The organism is Methanobrevibacter sp. (assembly GCF_045112895.1).
In the GTDB taxonomy this organism is placed as follows: Archaea; Methanobacteriota; Methanobacteria; order Methanobacteriales; family Methanobacteriaceae; genus Methanocatella.
Genome location: NZ_JBGUIH010000019.1, coordinates 37,179 through 53,264 on the forward strand (window position 1 = coordinate 37,179; position 16,086 = coordinate 53,264).

General features: G+C 34.6%; 19 protein-coding genes. 11 read left to right on the forward strand and 8 right to left on the reverse strand.

All coding sequences use genetic code 11. The annotated features are described in order from the left end of the window. Positions 1–40: 40 nt before the first annotated feature. A complete protein-coding gene (locus ACJMLD_RS04065) occupies positions 41–1,642 on the reverse strand; it encodes an ABC1 kinase family protein (protein WP_405268224.1) in 1,602 nt (533 codons plus the stop codon). Positions 1,643–1,681: 39 nt separating this feature from the next. Continuing rightward, positions 1,682–2,161, reverse strand: a complete 480-nt coding sequence (locus ACJMLD_RS04070) for a DUF308 domain-containing protein (RefSeq protein ID WP_405268226.1) — start codon at positions 2,159–2,161, stop codon at positions 1,682–1,684. Positions 2,162–2,537: 376 nt separating this feature from the next. Here ACJMLD_RS04070 and ACJMLD_RS04075 point away from each other — a divergent pair, with 376 nt between their 5' ends. Genes ACJMLD_RS04075 through ACJMLD_RS04090 form a run of 4 tightly spaced genes read left to right on the forward strand, consistent with a single transcriptional unit; the run spans position 2,538 to position 5,832 of the window. Beyond that, on the forward strand, positions 2,538–3,464 hold the full coding sequence (locus ACJMLD_RS04075) for a type II secretion system F family protein (protein WP_405268228.1): 927 nt from the start codon (positions 2,538–2,540) through the stop codon (positions 3,462–3,464). Continuing rightward, on the forward strand, positions 3,464–3,646 hold the full coding sequence (locus ACJMLD_RS04080; protein ID WP_405268230.1) for a class III signal peptide-containing protein: 183 nt from the start codon (positions 3,464–3,466) through the stop codon (positions 3,644–3,646). The genes ACJMLD_RS04075 and ACJMLD_RS04080 overlap by 1 nt, the downstream gene beginning before the upstream one ends. Before the next feature lie 35 nt (positions 3,647–3,681). Continuing rightward, positions 3,682–4,395 carry a DUF4013 domain-containing protein gene (locus ACJMLD_RS04085; protein WP_405268232.1) on the forward strand — a complete coding sequence of 238 codons (714 nt, stop codon included), beginning with the start codon at positions 3,682–3,684 and terminating at the stop codon, positions 4,393–4,395. A gap of 24 nt (positions 4,396–4,419) precedes the next feature. Continuing rightward, complete coding sequence (locus ACJMLD_RS04090; RefSeq protein WP_405268234.1) at positions 4,420–5,832, forward strand: lactaldehyde dehydrogenase; 1,413 nt, start codon at positions 4,420–4,422, stop codon at positions 5,830–5,832. On the opposite strand, the gene ACJMLD_RS04095 is transcribed toward ACJMLD_RS04090, so the two are convergent. The 3 genes from ACJMLD_RS04095 to ACJMLD_RS04105 form a co-directional block, all read right to left on the reverse strand. Then, positions 5,824–6,207, reverse strand: coding sequence for a hypothetical protein (locus tag ACJMLD_RS04095; protein ID WP_405268236.1), 384 nt, complete (start codon positions 6,205–6,207; stop codon positions 5,824–5,826). The two genes, ACJMLD_RS04090 and ACJMLD_RS04095, sit on opposite strands and share 9 nt — an antisense overlap. Positions 6,208–6,222: 15 nt before the next feature. Continuing rightward, positions 6,223–6,615, reverse strand: a complete 393-nt coding sequence (locus tag ACJMLD_RS04100) for a hypothetical protein (RefSeq protein WP_405268237.1) — start codon at positions 6,613–6,615, stop codon at positions 6,223–6,225. Positions 6,616–6,814: 199 nt separating this feature from the next. Further along, positions 6,815–7,537, reverse strand: a complete 723-nt coding sequence (locus ACJMLD_RS04105; RefSeq protein WP_405268239.1) for a tRNA-binding protein — start codon at positions 7,535–7,537, stop codon at positions 6,815–6,817. A 173-nt stretch (positions 7,538–7,710) separates the two neighbouring features. Here ACJMLD_RS04105 and ACJMLD_RS04110 point away from each other — a divergent pair, with 173 nt between their 5' ends. Genes ACJMLD_RS04110 through ACJMLD_RS04125 form a run of 4 tightly spaced genes read left to right on the forward strand, consistent with a single transcriptional unit; the run spans position 7,711 to position 10,337 of the window. Beyond that, positions 7,711–8,103, forward strand: coding sequence for a PRC-barrel domain-containing protein (locus ACJMLD_RS04110; protein WP_405268241.1), 393 nt, complete (start codon positions 7,711–7,713; stop codon positions 8,101–8,103). Between the two features lie 58 nt (positions 8,104–8,161). After that, positions 8,162–8,926: an aspartate dehydrogenase gene (locus tag ACJMLD_RS04115; protein ID WP_405268243.1), complete on the forward strand. Its 765-nt coding sequence runs from the start codon at positions 8,162–8,164 to the stop codon at positions 8,924–8,926. After that, entirely contained in the window at positions 8,926–9,648 is a 723-nt protein-coding gene (locus ACJMLD_RS04120) for a tRNA(His) guanylyltransferase Thg1 family protein (RefSeq protein WP_405268245.1), read from the forward strand. Before ACJMLD_RS04115 ends, ACJMLD_RS04120 begins: the two co-directional genes overlap by 1 nt. Beyond that, complete coding sequence (locus ACJMLD_RS04125; RefSeq protein ID WP_405268247.1) at positions 9,645–10,337, forward strand: Mov34/MPN/PAD-1 family protein; 693 nt, start codon at positions 9,645–9,647, stop codon at positions 10,335–10,337. Before ACJMLD_RS04120 ends, ACJMLD_RS04125 begins: the two co-directional genes overlap by 4 nt. Before the next feature lie 61 nt (positions 10,338–10,398). Here the strand turns inward: ACJMLD_RS04125 and serA are convergent, their stop codons facing one another. Then, a complete protein-coding gene (gene serA, locus ACJMLD_RS04130) occupies positions 10,399–11,973 on the reverse strand; it encodes a phosphoglycerate dehydrogenase (protein ID WP_405268249.1) in 1,575 nt (524 codons plus the stop codon). Positions 11,974–12,175: 202 nt separating this feature from the next. Between serA and ACJMLD_RS04135 the strand changes: the two genes are divergently transcribed. Both ACJMLD_RS04135 and ACJMLD_RS04140 read left to right on the forward strand, forming a co-directional pair. Beyond that, positions 12,176–12,514, forward strand: a complete 339-nt coding sequence (locus tag ACJMLD_RS04135; RefSeq protein ID WP_405268251.1) for a heavy metal-binding domain-containing protein — start codon at positions 12,176–12,178, stop codon at positions 12,512–12,514. Between the two features lie 7 nt (positions 12,515–12,521). Beyond that, positions 12,522–13,316, forward strand: coding sequence for a hypothetical protein (locus ACJMLD_RS04140; protein WP_405268252.1), 795 nt, complete (start codon positions 12,522–12,524; stop codon positions 13,314–13,316). Here the strand turns inward: ACJMLD_RS04140 and ACJMLD_RS04145 are convergent. Both ACJMLD_RS04145 and ACJMLD_RS04150 read right to left on the reverse strand, forming a co-directional pair. Further along, positions 13,313–13,699: a hypothetical protein gene (locus tag ACJMLD_RS04145; protein ID WP_405268253.1), complete on the reverse strand. Its 387-nt coding sequence runs from the start codon at positions 13,697–13,699 to the stop codon at positions 13,313–13,315. The genes ACJMLD_RS04140 and ACJMLD_RS04145 overlap by 4 nt on opposite strands. Positions 13,700–13,708: 9 nt before the next feature. Continuing rightward, positions 13,709–14,641, reverse strand: coding sequence for a transcriptional regulator (locus ACJMLD_RS04150; RefSeq protein WP_405268255.1), 933 nt, complete (start codon positions 14,639–14,641; stop codon positions 13,709–13,711). Between the two features lie 61 nt (positions 14,642–14,702). Between ACJMLD_RS04150 and ACJMLD_RS04155 the strand changes: the two genes are divergently transcribed. Next, on the forward strand, positions 14,703–15,968 hold the full coding sequence (locus ACJMLD_RS04155) for a DUF1743 domain-containing protein (RefSeq protein ID WP_405268257.1): 1,266 nt from the start codon (positions 14,703–14,705) through the stop codon (positions 15,966–15,968). Positions 15,969–16,086 lie beyond the last annotated feature (118 nt).

Genomic DNA, 16,086 nt, shown 5'->3' on the forward strand with positions numbered 1-16,086 from the left:
AGAATAATCATGAAGAAATTAATTCCTCCCAATTTTAGTCTTATTTCATTACAAACTTCTTAATTCCAATAATACTTAAAATTATAGCTATTATATAACCGATTAAAGAAATCAACGGCATGCCAAATACCATAGGTCCAAATGAAACAACAGAAGAGCCGATTATAAGCGCTGATACCAATGCGATTATTGAAACCTTGTCGGTAATGTCAACTTCCAGCCTGAATTGCAGTTCTTCGTTTTCAATCTTATGGATGGCTCTGGTAAGAAGTTTGGGCAATGCCTGAAGCATATGTTCATATAGAATCAAATTGCTTTTTTTGCCTTTCAGATACTGTTTAGGATTAACTCTTTCTTTAGCAATTTGTTTGGCAATAGGTTTAATTGATGCGAAAATATCGATTTCAGGATCCAAATTGCTTGCAATAGCTTCAACCATGGATATTCCTCTTGCCATTGTAACAAATTCGTTTGGAAGAATAACGCCATATTCCTGCATAAGGCTAAGCAGCTCCTCTAAAATTCCATTGAAACGGTTTAGTTCAACACCGAAGTACCTTCCGAATAAATCGTTCAAGTCTCTTTTTAGGGTTCTTGTGTCAATGTCATAATCCAATATGTCCATATACATTAATTGGTTTATTAATCCGTCAACGTCTTGGTCTACTAGTAAAATAAATAATTCTGAAAGATTCTTTTTGAATTCATTATCGAAGAATCCCATCATACCCAAATCAAGATAGCATAAAACATTATCTTCTAAAATCATTATGTTTCCTGGGTGAGGATCCCCATGGAAGAATCCATCAATGAACAGCTGTTGAAGATATGAATCAAGAACATTTTTTGCTAAAAGCTTTTTGTCAAACTCGTCGCTGTCACTTTCATAAACGTCATTTAATTTTGTACCTGCGATGAATTCCATGGTCAAGACTTTTGATGTACAATACTCTGCATAAGTGGCGGGAATATGGATTTCAGGATTATCTTCAAAATTCAATTCCATGCGTTGCATGTTCATGAATTCATTGTTGTAGTCAATTTCCTTGTGGATGGAACGGTCGAATTCTTCCATGATTCCAGGTAGGTTTATTTTTCTGATATCGGAGTTCCATTTATCGGCACGGTTGGCAATGTACTTCATTATCCTTATATCAAGGTCAATCTTATCAGTAATGCCTTCTTTTTGCACTTTGACTGCAACACGTTCGCCAGTGTTTAATTTTGCTTCATGAACTTGGCCGATGGATGCAGTTGCTAAATGTTCATGGGAGAAATCTTCAAACAAATCATCAATATTGCCGTTGAGTTCCCTTTCGACTATTGCTTTAACTTGGTCATAGGTTATTGCAGGATTGTCATCTTGCAGGTTGGCGAGCTCATTAGCTATTCTTTCTCCGACAATATCCGGCCTTGTACTTAATAGCTGACCTAATTTGATGAAGGTGGTTCCCAATTCCTGAAGCATCAATCTTAATTTTACAGGAAGTTCATCATCTAATAGGATATTGCTTTCCTCGTCGTCCTCCTCTTCCTTTCCTCTTATTTTGCTTTTAACTGTTTGGCCTAAAATCTTATCGAAGCCATATTTTTTTATGACTTCCCTGATTTCGCCTAAACGCTCTTTTGTCTGTTTATCCATATCCATCACATCTTTTTAAAATTTTCATTTTTTCCATAATCAGGTGCAGAAAGCTATTCCCTCCATAATTAGACATATTCCAACAAGAATTGCAGCATATAGCGGTTGTGTAATTGAATAAACAGCAAGGAAAATAGCTATTATGCCCATAATCAAAATTAATGTGGAAGTAAGTTTACTCATTGTTTCGGATCCGGCAATGAGGCCTGATATGCCGACAAATATCATTACAAATGCAATTAAATAAAATTGGTATGCAACAATGAAGGACAATGCATCTATCTTATAAATAAATACTATTCCAAGCAGTATTGCACAAATTCCCAATAGAATTTTAATCACTGAAACGTTAGCCATCATGCTCCATATTGAAAATCCATCGATAATGGCGGCAAAACCAAATGATATTAAGCATATGCCTGCAATCAGAGATACCGCTGCAGCACTATACAACGGATAGACTATGAAAAGCAAACCCAGTATCATAAATAAAATTCCTATTATTTTCTTATAATCCATTTACCACCATCTGTTTATTAGTATTCAATAAGATATTATATATATTTTAGTATAATTATATTGAAAAACTGAATATTTTTCATAATTTTACATATAATAAATTTTACATTTGTGAAATATGCGTTACAATATTATTTAGAAATATTTTTAGACAATTTCATATCGGAAAAGCATTTATCTAAATCGAAGGCATTTTTACTAATGGCAATATTTTTTTTACAAACTATCAAAATGAAAATGAGATATAAGAAAAATAGAAAAAATTAGGATGAATTTTAATCAAAAAATTCAGACCCCTAAATTATTTATTTTACCTTTTAAAATTGATTTGGAACATAACTGATAGTTTATATGTTTTAAAATCCAATGTTAATTTATGAAATTTAAAATAATTGATGATTTAGCGATATTATTAGACAATATTATTCCTGAAAAGTATTTATCTAAATTGCAGGAATTTTTACTAAGTGGGGCCATTTTTACAGAGGCAAGCAATGTTTTAGTTATACTTATAATTTTCATTTTACTAAGTGAAATTGTTTTAGCAGTAACATTAACAGTTTTCAACTTGTCGTTTTCTGTATTGATTTTCCCATTCTTCATAATTCCGGCACTTTTCACATATGTCGTTGTCCAGCAGGAAAAACGAGCACAGGAAATTGAAAAGACTGCACCTGATTTTTTAAGGCAGCTTTCAAGCATGCTTCAGGTCGGACTCAGCTTTGAAAACGCAATGGAGGACATGTCCCAGTACGGCGAAGGCCCACTTTATGATGAAATGCGCAGAACCATAATTGAAATCCGCATGGGGCGCAATTTCGATGAGGCATGGCGTGCAATGAGCAAAAGGTTGAAATCAAGGGAATTGGAAAGGGTTTTTGCCATTATTTTGGATGGCCGTAAAAGCGGATCAAGCATATCAAATGTCATCAACGATGTTTCGGATGACTTAAGGGATTTACTGGCACTCAAAAGGGAGAGAAAATCAGTCGTTATGATGTCGGTCATGTTCCTGCTGATTTCAGCCATTGTTGCAACCCCTTTTGCGGTGGGTATGGTCGGCGTTTATTCCAGCTTTATGCAAAGCTATGGGATGGAATCAGAAATTATTCTAACCGCTCCTCTTGCCGGTGAAATTTATCTGATAATCCATTCGGCTCTAGTCGGATTTATCATTAGCATAATCATGTATGGCGAAATCAAGAAGGGAATTAAGTTCTCCATGCCTTTGGTGGCGGCATCCTTTGGGATATTCTATCTGATTTCAACTTTTGGCGGCAACATGCTTATGGGGGGATTTTAGTGGATGACAGCGGACAGACATCAGCGGAGTTCATGCTGATTTTTGGAGGAATATTTGTTGTCGTCTTGTTGGTTATCTACATGTATAACAATTACATAAACGATTTAAGTGGTGAAATAGCATCAAAAGAGGTTAATGAATTCAATTATCAGCTTAAAACTTTAAAAAATTATTTCAAATGAAATATATAAATAATTTGGAATGCAACATATTAATAATGATTGAACACACTAAGACTTTTTATGAGAATGTCCTAGACTCATTAAGATTCGCAGTATCGGATAAGGTATCGATTATAGTAATCGGAGTTACATTAACACTTATCTCCACTATGCAGTATTATGAGTTTAAATTTAGCGGAATCGGCATTATTCTTAACGTTATCCTAATTATACTAATGCTTTTTGAAGCAGGATATTCATCAAAAATCATTGAGGAAACAATTAAAGGGTCAATAGAACCTCCAATTATTGAAAACATTCCGGAAATTATTAAATTAGGCGTTAAAGATTTTTTAGTGATATTTGGATATTCCATGGTTCTTGCCGTTATAAACACGGCATTTTACGCAATATATGGGAATTATCCTTCATTGGATGTCGTATTGCTTGTGATAAACATTATTCTGTCTGCAGCAGTGTTGGTAGTGATGGAAAGCGCCTTAATTTATAGGGCTTATAAATCTGGAAGCGTTCGTGAAGGATATGATTTAAGGGGAATTTTCAGATTATATTCAAGGCTAGGTCTAAAAAGCTGTATTTTTTTATTTTTAGCTAGCATTATTGCTCAGGTTGTTCTTGTGTCCTGTATTTTTGATTTAACTTCATTGGAGATTGTTCATATTATTAAGTTTATTCTAAAATTCACATTGGCTCCAATAAGTTTAATATTCTCTTTGAGACTATTTGCACTTCAGGGAAGAATCGAATAAAACTGATATTGATTAGGTGATAAAATGGATATGTTAATTGGCGGAAAACATGTTTCAAGTGATGATTTGGAAGAAGTAAAAAATCCATACAATGGTGAGGTAATTGACACAATTCCGATTGCTCACCTGCAAACTGCAGAGCTGGCAATTGCTGAAGCGAATAAGGCTAAAGACAGCTTATGCGAAATGTCAGCCTTTAAAGTTTCAAATAAGTTGTTTGATGTAGTTGAAAAATTAAAGGACAACCGTGAAGATTTTGCTAGACTATTAACTTTGGAAGTTGGAAAACCAATCAACGAATCTCTTGTTGAATTGGACAGGTCTATCGAAACATTAAAGCTTGCAGCCGAAGAGGCAAAAAGGATTTATGGTGAAAGCGTTCCTCTGGATGCCGGGTTGAATGGAAAAGGATTTTTTGCATTTACACAAAGGGTGCCATTAGGTGTTGTAGCCGCAATCACTCCTTTCAACTATCCGCTTAATCTAACAATCCATAAGATTGCACCTGCAATAGCATGCAAGAACACCGTAATTGTAAAGCCACCAACTGAAGCGCCATTGACAGTAATGAAATTCTGCGAGTTACTAAATGATGAGTTTCCGGATGGGGTAGTAAACACTGTAACCGGATATGGCTCAGAGGTTGGAGATTACTTGGTGACCTCACCGGATGTGAATAAGATATCATTTACCGGAAGCATAACAACCGGTTTGATGATTTCCCAAAAGGCGGGAATGAAAAAAGTCACTTTGGAGCTTGGTGGAAACGATCCTATGGTCGTATTGAAAGATGCCAATATTGATAAGGCAGTAAAAGGCGTTATCAATGGAGCATTCTTAAATGCGGGCCAGGTTTGCATGGGAGTTAAAAGAATCATAATTGAAGATGAAATTGCCGATGAATTTGCAGAAAAACTAGTCATGGAAACCGAAAAGCTGGTCATGGGAAATCCTTTAAGCAGTGACACTACATTGGGAACTTTGATTTCTGAAAAGGCCGCAAGGCATGTTGAAGAGACTGTAAACAATGCAGTTAAGGAGGGAGCTAAAATATTAACCGGCGGTGTTCGTGATGGAGCATTTTATGAAGCTACCGTAATTGACAATGTTACACAGGATATGGATTTGGTTGTAAGGGAAACATTCGGACCTGTAGCTCCGATTATTCGAGTAGGATCCATTGAGGAAGCAATTTCAGTTGCAAATGATACTGAATACGGTCTTCAGGCAGGAGTGTTTACAGAAAGCTATTCTTCAGCAATGAAATGCGCTCAGGAAATCGAGGCCGGAACCGTATTCATCAATAAGCAATCAACATTCAGAACTGACAACATGCCGTTTGGAGGGTTTAAAAGCAGTGGTGTTGGAAAAGAAGGAATAAAATATGCTGTTGAAGAGATGACCAAAACAAAATTGATAGGTTTGAATTTAAGATAGCTTTAATTCTCTTTCAGATGAAATTCCTTCCATCAGACATAATTTCATAAGCAAATCAAGTTCTTTCTGCAGGGGAAGTATTTTCATGTCTATATCAAGGATTTTGTCTGTAAATCCATTATTAAAGGTTTCCTCATCAACATAAATGTTCACTAACAAAGAATCGTTTCCTTCTCCACTTAAATCATAATATACTTCCAATTCGAATAGTCCTTGTGGAAATGTTTCATTTAAATGAATTTTTGTTTTATCCAACAATTCAAATAAATTTTCATTATTTTTTATGAAGCCTTTCACTTCTGAGGGATTTTTGATTTTGTAAGAATCATATAAATTTTTAAAGTTTTCTTCAAATTCGGTTTCGGTTAATCTCATATGTGTTCACCTTAATTAATTTTCATTGTATTTTTTGTTTAAGTAATCTAATGATTCAAGTCCTTTTTGACAATATTCTTGAATTTTGGATAATGATTTTTTGAAATAATCATAATCCTTGTTTTTCCAGTCATAGTCTGCAAAGCCCCTACGGTTCATTGATTTGAGCAATAATTGTCCGATATATTTCTCAGTAGGGTCTTTTGATGAAAGAAGTGCATTGCAAACTTTTCCATGAATTCCTTTTTTTGTTTTGAGATGTTTCTTTTTTCTAACTTCAACCAAATACTTTCTTGATTCACCAAAAAGAGCATAATAATCTCTATTAATTGCAGATCGGATATGGGATTCATCATTTTTTTCTGCTAATTCTTCTCCAACATCGTAAAATTCTTTAAAATTATACATTGATTTCACCATGTAAAATTGTTTTTATTAAGTAAAATTGCTTTAATAATTGAATATTTACTTCAAAACAATCAAATTTTACTTTATTTTTAAATCAAATAATTTTATGCTTGAAATGATATAAATAACTTTTGTTATGAACCTAAATAAAATTTACAAGGCAAAATAAATAATAAAAAAAGAAAATAAGTAGTTAAACTTATTTTAAATAGTTTTCAACAAGATTGCGTGTTTCGTTAAGAGACTCTATCGGGATTCCTTTAGGCATTTGGCCAAGTTCGCCATCGACATCCTTGAGAATGCCGTCGCCCATTCCTAAAAACATTCCTTCACTTACAATGTCGCTGAATGCCTGTGGTGGGAGCAAGGAGACGCCTACTTTGTTATCATCTTTAACGTTCAAATCATTGGTAACAACGGTAATTGCGCGCTTTCCCAAATTGACATTGCAGATTAGGAGCTTGTCATTTTTAGGATGTTTTGTCACGCTCATCACTTCCCCAACTTTAATGTCAATTCCCATAATTGGGTCATTAATCGGACCTAATGCAAGGCGGTCTTTCAATCCGATGATGGTATCGAGGAAAAATCTCACTTTTGCAATGTTCTCTTGGGTTTTTTCCCTATCCTCCTTTGGAGCATTATTCAAAAATTTCTTGTTCCAGTCATTGCCACCCAAACATTCAATGATTTTTAAAGCCTTTTCATTTAGGGCAGCTACATCCGGAGAGTTTACCAATTCATCTCCTTCAAGGTAAGAATAGGTCAATGATTGAAAATCACTGTTCATCTGTTTTCCAATATCAATCGCTTGCTTTTTATTCCAGCTTCCTCTAAATCCTGCTGTTGGAATAAGATTGAGGTAGTTTTCCCTAGCTTTGCTCGCTACTAAAATTCTATAATCTTTTGTTGTATCCCACATTTCAAGTCTCCTTAATTAATCTAAATTATATTTTTTTGTTTATAATTTATTAAATTTTTTCTATTTTATGAAAATAAGCTAATTTTTAACTTTAAAAAACATAAACTATTTATATTAACAATAAAATAAACTTATACATATTTATTTAACTATTATTTAATGTTGTGGTAAAAATGGTAGAAGTTTCAAAATTACGCAGTTTAGATATTTATACCAACACCGGTCATTATGTTGGTCGTGTAGAGGATGTTGTTCTTAATATTAGATTAGGTACTATTTCAAAATTACAAGTAAGAGCTATTGAACATGAAAAGAAACCTGTTGGAATGATGAATACAATTTTAGGAAGTATCCGTGGGGAAATGCCTGAAGAAACCGGAATGAAATCTTTCCAAAGTGATTTATTAACAGTCGATTTTGATAAAGTACAAGCTATTGGAGACATCATGTTAATTAATCCAAGGGATATGAGAAAAGTAAATCCTGAACCACAAATCCCTGAATCTGTTGCTCCACCTAATCCTGAAACTAAACCACAAGGCGAAACACAAATCCAATTTGAATAGAAAGATTACAATTAATCTTTCACCAATTCTTTTTTTATAACTTTTTTTATGTGATACTATGAGAGTAGGCATTATAGGTTGCGGAGCTATTGCCAACATTATAACTACAAGCATAGTTCCGGAAGATAACGGTATTGAGATTGAGTACTTTTTTGATAAGGATATCGAAAGGGCTGAAAATTTGGCAAGTTTGGCCGGCGGTGTAGCTGCACTCGATTTTGACAACATGGTAGATAATGTTGATTTGGTCTTGGAATGTGCTTCACCGGATTCAGTTAAGGAATATGCTCCAAAAGTCCTGACTAAAGGTGTTGACATAATCATCATGAGTATTGGGGCTTTGATGGATGATGAATTTTATTCAGAAATTGAAAATCTGGCTAAAGAGAATTGTGCTAGAGTTCACTTGCCTTCCGGTGCAATAGTAGGCCTCGATGGAATTAAAGCAGTCGCCAAATTTGGTCTTAAGGAAGTAAGTCTAGTCACTCGCAAGTCTCCAACATCTCTCGGAAAAAAAATCGATACTGAAGAGGTGCTGTTTGAAGGAAAAGCATCTGAAGCCGTAAAGGAATTCCCATTAAATATCAATGTTGCGGCAACAATCAGCATTGCATGTCACAAGGACATTGATGTAAAGATAATTGTCGATCCTAAAGTTGACAGAAATGTTCATGAAATAACTGCAAAAGGAGACTTCGGTGAGTTCAAAACAACAACCATGAACTTGCCTTGTGAAGCCAATCCAAAAACCAGCATGTTAGCGGCACTTTCTGCGATTAGATTGCTTAAAAGTTTTAATGAAACTATTAGCGTGGGAATGTAATGAAGGATTATGAAGTTTATTCATCTTTAAAAGTTCCTAAAAATTCCAAAATCATTGTCCGTTTGGATGGCAGAAGCTTTCATTCATTAGCCCGTGACTTAAATTTGGAAAAGCCATATGATGAAAACTTTTACAGGGTGATTTCAAAAGTGTGTGAAGACCTGTTCGAGGAATTTTCACCGCTTTTTGCCTATACCTTTTCAGATGAAATAAGCTTGCTTTTAGATAATGTTCCTTTTGACGGCAGAATTGAAAAGATCAATTCTGTAATCGCCAGTTTTACTTCTAGCTCTTTTGTAATGCATTACAATACTCACTTCAAAAAGCCGCCGGCTTTTGATTCAAGAATTATTCCAGTTTCTGATGGGGATATTCTTAAATATTTTAAATGGAGGCAGGATGAATCTTGGAGAAACTGCGTTAATTCGCATGGCATCTCATACCTCAAATCCAAGTATTCGAATTCTCAAGCTAATGACATAATAAAAGGCATGAATCAAAGTGAAGTTCATGAATTATTGTTCCAAAACGGAATTAACTTAAATGATGTTGAAACTTATAAAAAAAGGGGAATTGGAATATACAGGAAAAATAAGAAAGTGGTGGGATTTAATAAAAAAGAAAATAAAAATCAAACATCCTACAGAAGTTATGTCTACACGGACTGGGAACTTCCGAAATTTAGCTATGAATTCTTTGAAGAAATTGGTGTGATCAAATGAGTTTTATTTCAAAAATATTTGGAAATAATGATGAGGAATTCGCAGAAGTTAGAATTGATAGGGGCGTTCTAGAGTCCGTAATATACTATTCAAAAAAAGCTTATCCCAATGAGTTTTTAGCATTTTTTGATGGCCAAATCAAAAATAAGGTTCTCTACATTACTAGCTTAATATTTGTCCCGGGCGAAACTTGCGAAACCGGAGCTGTTGTTCACACGGAAATGGTTCCAATCAACACCAAATATTGGGGATCAGTTCACTCACACCCAGGTCCAAGTGCAATGCCCTCAGATGCTGATTTGGTTACATTTTCAAAAAACGGCTATTTCCATATGATTTTATGTCTCCCATACTCTTTAGAAACATTTAGAGCCTATGATAGGTATGGCGAGCCTGCCGATTATAGTATTGGGGATTATGGCTATTTGGCAGATAATGACCCTAGCGGATTTTTCGATGAAGATGATGTCTTAACAGACAGCGATGAGTTTAAACCGGGATTTCTTGATGAGGAAGATGATGAATTTTTCCAGAATCTCGATAAAGAAAGGGCTGACTACTACGGGGAATATGAGAAAAGACATCAGGTTAATGTAATTTCCAATACTCAGCTACCGAATCAAGTAATTAAGATTGAGCTTAATCCCGATGGCACTGTAAAAAAAGTTTTCCGTGAGTTTAAGGAATAATCTATTTTTGATGGTTTAAAAAAAGAAAAAAAGAAAAAAACAATTATGGTGAAATTGTTTTTTATAATTCCAATCCATTAGCTTCATAAACATTGTCTAAAGCTTGGATTTCTTTAATTACATCTTTTGGAATTTCTTTGTCTAAAGTTAGAACCATGATGGCTCTTCCGCCTTTTTCATCTCTTCCAACTTGCATAATTCCAATGTTTACATTATGTTCGCCTAATTTTGTACCGATTTTTCCAATGCTTCCCGGAACATCCTCATATTTTGCAATAAACATGTGTCCTTCAGGAATAACATCGACCCAGTAATCATTTACTTTTAAGATTCTTGCTTCGTGCAATTGAGTTCCTTCAGCTGAGAAAACGTCGTCTTCACTTTTTGCAATAACCTTGATTAATGATTCATATCCTTTAGCATTGCTTTTCCTGCCTTCGGTAATGCTGATTCCTCTGTCTTTTGCAACCAATGCTGCATTGACTGCATTGACAGGAGAGCTTAAGAATGGATTTACGGCACCTTGGATAACGGTTCTTGTAAGGATTTCAAGGTTGTCAATTTCAGCGAGTTCACCGCTGTAGATGATTTCAATTTCTTTGATTTTACCGTTAACTCCTTGGGATATGAAACAACCTAATTTTTCACATAATTCCATGTATGGAGCCAATTCTGAGTAAGTAGCTCTGTCAATACGAGGCATATTCAATACATTTTTAGGGGTGTTTCCTTTTGCCAAATCAATAATCTCATCAGCTACGATAATTGCAGCATCTCTTTGAGCTTCTTTTGTTGAAGCCGCAATGTGAGGAGTTAACACGATATTGTCAAGTTCGAATAATTTTGAGTTTTCTGCAGGTGGCTCTTCTTCATATACATCAAGAGCGGCACCGCCAATTTTATTATTTGCTAAAGCATCGTATAATGCTTCTTCATCAATGACTCCACCACGAGCACAATTGACAATGTATGCAGTGTCTTTCATTATTTCAAATTGCTCGGTGGAAATTGAATGTTTGGTTTCTGGTGTAAGCGGTACGTGGATTGTGATAAAGTCTGCATTCTTGAGCACGGTTTCTAAATCGGTTAAAGCAACACCCATCTGTTTTGCAACTTCTTCCGGTAAGTATGGGTCATATGCCATTGCATCCATACCAAATGCTTTACATCTGTTTACTACTTGAGAACCGATTCTTCCCATTCCTATTACACCAAGGGTTTTATTTCTAAGTTCCACACCCATGAATCTTTTCTTTTCCCATTTGCCTTCTTTTACAGATTTGTCTGCAATGGAAATCTTACGGGCCATAGTCAAGATCAATCCCATTGTATGTTCAGCCACGGTAACTGAAGTGGATTCAGGTGAGTTGACAACCATAATACCCTTTTCAGTTGCGGCATCAAGGTCAATGTTGTCTACTCCGACACCAGCTCTTGCTATGATCTGTAAATTGTCTGCTTTTTCAATAATGTCTGCAGTCACTTTTGTACGACTTCTTACTATAATTCCATTATATTCATGGATGGTATTTGCTAACTCTTCGGGAGTAATGCTGGTGTTAACGACTACATCGGCCACTTCCTTTAGGTTTTCAATACCCTTTTCATTAATAGCATCAGCAATAAGTACTTTCATTTTTTCACCATAATTTGTTAATTTGAAATGAATATTTAATAATAAATATTACTTAAGTTTATGTGTTTTATATTATTTAAAAGAATATTATTTTAATAAAAATTTAACAGAGAATAGTGATTTTTCAAAATAAATATTATTCCGGAAGCACCATAAAAAATTATAAATAAGCAAAGAATTCAATAATAAATAGGTGATAATCATGGTAAAGATGGAAGAATTTCCAATGTCAAGTGCAAATTATATTTCAGGATACAAAATTGTTGAAAATAAAGGATTCGTATACGGATTGACAGTACGTGCAAGAGGCATCGGTGGAGATATCGGTGCAGGCATTAAAGGACTGTTGGGCGGAGAAATCAAGCAATATGTATCAATGATGGAGGATTCAAGGGAAGAATCAATCCAAAGATGCATTGAACATGCAAAGGAAATGGGTGCAAATGCCATAATTTCCGTGAGAATGGACTCAGACAGTATTTCTCAAAACATGCAAGAAGTTTTAACCTATGGAACTGCAGTCGTAATTGAAAAAGAGTAGTGATAATATGTTTTTTGAGGATTTGGAATATAAAGGTAAATCAATACCTCAAACGATATTGGGATATGGTCCATTCATGGCGGAACTTTATTTTGGCCACAGATCAAGACTTTATCATGATGATTTATATATTAATCCTCAAAACATTGCTGAAGTAATAGTGGAATCATATAATCAGGGAGTCCGGGCAATAAATTTAGTCAATGACCCTAATCTGCTTAAAGCTTATGATATTGCTTGTGATGAAGGATGTGAGATGAAAGTGATTGCCACAATCGGCAAATCAGATGTCGATTACTTAAATCCCAATTATGAAGTTGCAAAAGAGGTTGATTGGGATGAAGATATTGAGTTATTTTCTTCTTATGACTGTCCGGTAATGCTGGTTGATGAATTCATAACCGATGCTTATGACTGGAAGCTAACTTCAAAAATATTGGCTGAAATTAATAATTCGGGTTCCCTTTCCGGATTGGTTACAGCATTCCCATCAAGAACTGCCGATTTAATCCCTGAAAATCTTGATATGGATTTATTTGATTTTTTCATGATTCCTTTTAATTCTCTTTCTTATATGATGGATATAAGTGCATTTAATGAAGCGCAAAGAGAAGATTTTAAACAGAAATTATTAAAATTGAATAAAAAGGTTATCGCTACCAGAGCACTGGCGGCCGGGGTTTTACAACCAAAAGAGGCATTCACTTTTTTTAAAAAAATAGATTATATAGATTTGATTGCTATTGGTGTTGCTAAAGTAAGTGAAGCTAGCGAGGATTTTTCACTTTTAAGAGAATATTAAAGCTTAACGACTTCATATTTCTCAAATGGAATGTGGCCATCGGCTTCAAGAGATAAATTCAAATCGATTAATCCATTAATCAAATCTGTTATGTTTTTATTGGATGGCTTTTTGCCTGTGATTTGCAGGTATTGTCTAGGAGAGATTTCGCAATATTCGCATTCAAAATTACAGCATCTGTCTTTTTCTTCACAGCCGTATCCCTCTTGAGCTTCATCAGTTCCGATTACAATATCCTCTAAAATTCTTGATACTCTCTCATCTGATGCAAACATGGCTATTTTTTGGGTTCTGCCACAAATTCCAATTGCCCTTTGTCCTTTGAAGTTACAAACCCATTTGATGGGATAGTTTTCCATACCTGTAATTTGTAAATTTTCCATATTACCACTCTAGTTTTCCTTTCTCTCTTTAATCATCTTTATTAATTCTTTTGAATTTTCAAATTCTTTCAGCTCCCAGGATTTGATTACCGGGATTGTGCCGATTGATTCTTTGATCTTATCGTTATTAATTATAAAAACAGGTTCGGATGTTGTAACCATGGACAAGTCTTTAAGAGGTATTGCCATTCTTTTCAATGTTTTTTCAGTTCTATTCTTTTCAACATTCGCTATTAATGGTGAATCTTTATCCGAACTTTTCATTTTAGCAACAGCATCAAACGGACTCTTATTTGTTGATAAAACACCATAACCTAATTTTAGCAAGTCATTAACATCATCAGTATATTCAATGTTTTCATTTTGAGGTTGTTTTAGCAAATCAATATCGAGGGTAACTTTCGTATTCAATATCTCTTCTAAAATCATTGCGGTTTCAGCATTTGCACGGACGATTCCATTTTCATATTTGTACATTGTAGCGCGAGACACATGGGCTAGGCTAGCCAAATCTTTCAGGGACATTGAATATTCGTCACGGTACTGTTTTATGACATTGCCGTCAATTTTAACAAAGTATCCTCCACGGTCTGCTAAAATTTCGGGATACTCCTTGTATAGAATCATGTTCTTGAATGTATCTAAACTGATTGTTGGAATTTCATAGCGCTCATATATCACTCCCTCTTCAAGAAGCCCGTTTCTTGATTTTTCGCCGATAATGATAGGGGAAGCTAGGAAAATATTAGCCAGTTGCTTCATTTCATGAGCGTTGTGTTCATTAATGCTATCAATATTTAAGAAAGTTTTTAGAAGTAGTATTAACAAGTCTTTCCTTGCCACTAAATCAAATGAACCCTGGTCATAAATATCCGAGGTTTTATAACCTTGAGATTTTAATAGATTTTCAATTTGTTGCAACAAGTTTCCTCGAGTTAACATAAGATTACCTCTTTGTTTAAAATATATATTGTCATAACTCTAATATATTTTTGTTTAACAGGTGATTAATATTTTACATATTGGAATAGATGACACGGATTCTCCCGATGGAATGTGCACAACATATCTGGCAAGTCAAATTGTTAATAAGTTTGAAGATAATGGAATTGAACTCTTAGATTATCCCAGATTAATTCGTTTGAATCCATTTGCACGATTCAAAACACGCGGAAATGGAGGAGTTAGTTTAAGAATTCCTAATGACGATAAAGTTAGTCTGGCTAAGCAGATTGTATTGTCGGAAGTTGAAAAGTTGTCAATGTTTGATTGTGAAAATACAAATCCCGGCGTAATATTTTATGATGGGGAAATTACAAAGGAAATGCAGGATTACGCATTCAGAGCTATTTATGAATTCTTAACAATCGAGGAAGCTGAAGAATTTGGAAAATCTGTCGGCTGTGAAATTCATAAGTTCAAAAAAGGCAGGGGAATTATCGGGTCTATCGCTGCCATTAGCCTGCCCTTAGACGATTTCACTTTTGAGTTGCTTGCATATAGGGATTCTAAAAACTATGGAACCAAACGTCAAATCGATTATGAATCGGTTTATAGAATGGATAAAGAAACTTTCCCCGACACTTTTGAAAATATTGATTATTCGGAGGGCTATATCGCAATTGAACCTAAAACACCATGTCCCGTGTTATATGGAATCAGATCCAACACTGTTGAGTCTCTAAAAAAAGCAAAAGAAATTGTTCAAGTTGAGGAACCTATTGTTGATTGGTGCATTTTTAAGACAAACCAACATACCGATATGCATATTCAGAAAGCGGAAAATATTGCATCCATGAATCAATTTGGATGCTATTATGTTGTTGGCGAAGTTAAGAACAGGCCTACAATTATTGATGGGGGGCACATGTTCTTTTTCATTAAAGACGAATCGGGTGAGATTGAATGTGGGGCCTATGAACCGACAAAGAACTTCAGAAAGGTCGTTTCACATTTGCGTCCCGGAGACATTATCAAGGTTTATGGGGGTATTGGTGAGCAGAATACATTCAATATCGAGAAGTTTCAAGTAATTGAATTAAATGATATAGAATATAAGAATCCCATTTGTGAATGTGGAAAAAGAATGACTTCTGCAGGCAAAAACAAAGGATTCAAATGTAAAAAATGTGGAAGAAAAATCGAGTCTGATGATAAGGTTCCTGTTAAAATTAGTCGCGATTTGAAAAATGGCATATTTTATGAAACTCCAGTTTCAGCAAGAAGGCATCTTTCAAAACCTCTTTGTCGCATGATTTTCACCAAATAACTTCTTATTTTATGAAGAGTATTACCATTTTTTATTCTCATTTAGTGAATTTTTTTAAATTAAATGCTATCAATTTAAATATGATGTTTAAGGAAATTAATAGTATATACTGAAATTT

Bases quoted from the DNA above. Each gene is read 5' to 3' on its own strand.
- ACJMLD_RS04125 (WP_405268247.1), top strand. From the start codon at position 9,645: ATGAGTTTTATTTCAAAAATATTTGGAAATAATGATGAGGAATTCGCA.
- ACJMLD_RS04100 (WP_405268237.1), bottom strand. From the start codon at position 6,615: ATGTATAATTTTAAAGAATTTTACGATGTTGGAGAAGAATTAGCAGAA.
- ACJMLD_RS04120 (WP_405268245.1), top strand. From the start codon at position 8,926: ATGAAGGATTATGAAGTTTATTCATCTTTAAAAGTTCCTAAAAATTCC.
- ACJMLD_RS04145 (WP_405268253.1), bottom strand. From the start codon at position 13,699: ATGGAAAATTTACAAATTACAGGTATGGAAAACTATCCCATCAAATGG.
- ACJMLD_RS04085 (WP_405268232.1), top strand. From the start codon at position 3,682: ATGATTGAACACACTAAGACTTTTTATGAGAATGTCCTAGACTCATTA.
- ACJMLD_RS04135 (WP_405268251.1), top strand. From the start codon at position 12,176: ATGGTAAAGATGGAAGAATTTCCAATGTCAAGTGCAAATTATATTTCA.
- ACJMLD_RS04105 (WP_405268239.1), bottom strand. From the start codon at position 7,537: ATGTGGGATACAACAAAAGATTATAGAATTTTAGTAGCGAGCAAAGCT.
- serA (WP_405268249.1), bottom strand. From the start codon at position 11,973: ATGAAAGTACTTATTGCTGATGCTATTAATGAAAAGGGTATTGAAAAC.
- ACJMLD_RS04070 (WP_405268226.1), bottom strand. From the start codon at position 2,161: ATGGATTATAAGAAAATAATAGGAATTTTATTTATGATACTGGGTTTG.
- ACJMLD_RS04065 (WP_405268224.1), bottom strand. From the start codon at position 1,642: ATGGATAAACAGACAAAAGAGCGTTTAGGCGAAATCAGGGAAGTCATA.
- ACJMLD_RS04075 (WP_405268228.1), top strand. From the start codon at position 2,538: ATGAAATTTAAAATAATTGATGATTTAGCGATATTATTAGACAATATT.
- ACJMLD_RS04095 (WP_405268236.1), bottom strand. From the start codon at position 6,207: ATGAGATTAACCGAAACCGAATTTGAAGAAAACTTTAAAAATTTATAT.
- ACJMLD_RS04115 (WP_405268243.1), top strand. From the start codon at position 8,162: ATGAGAGTAGGCATTATAGGTTGCGGAGCTATTGCCAACATTATAACT.
- ACJMLD_RS04150 (WP_405268255.1), bottom strand. From the start codon at position 14,641: ATGTTAACTCGAGGAAACTTGTTGCAACAAATTGAAAATCTATTAAAA.
- ACJMLD_RS04090 (WP_405268234.1), top strand. From the start codon at position 4,420: ATGGATATGTTAATTGGCGGAAAACATGTTTCAAGTGATGATTTGGAA.
- ACJMLD_RS04140 (WP_405268252.1), top strand. From the start codon at position 12,522: ATGTTTTTTGAGGATTTGGAATATAAAGGTAAATCAATACCTCAAACG.
- ACJMLD_RS04110 (WP_405268241.1), top strand. From the start codon at position 7,711: ATGGTAGAAGTTTCAAAATTACGCAGTTTAGATATTTATACCAACACC.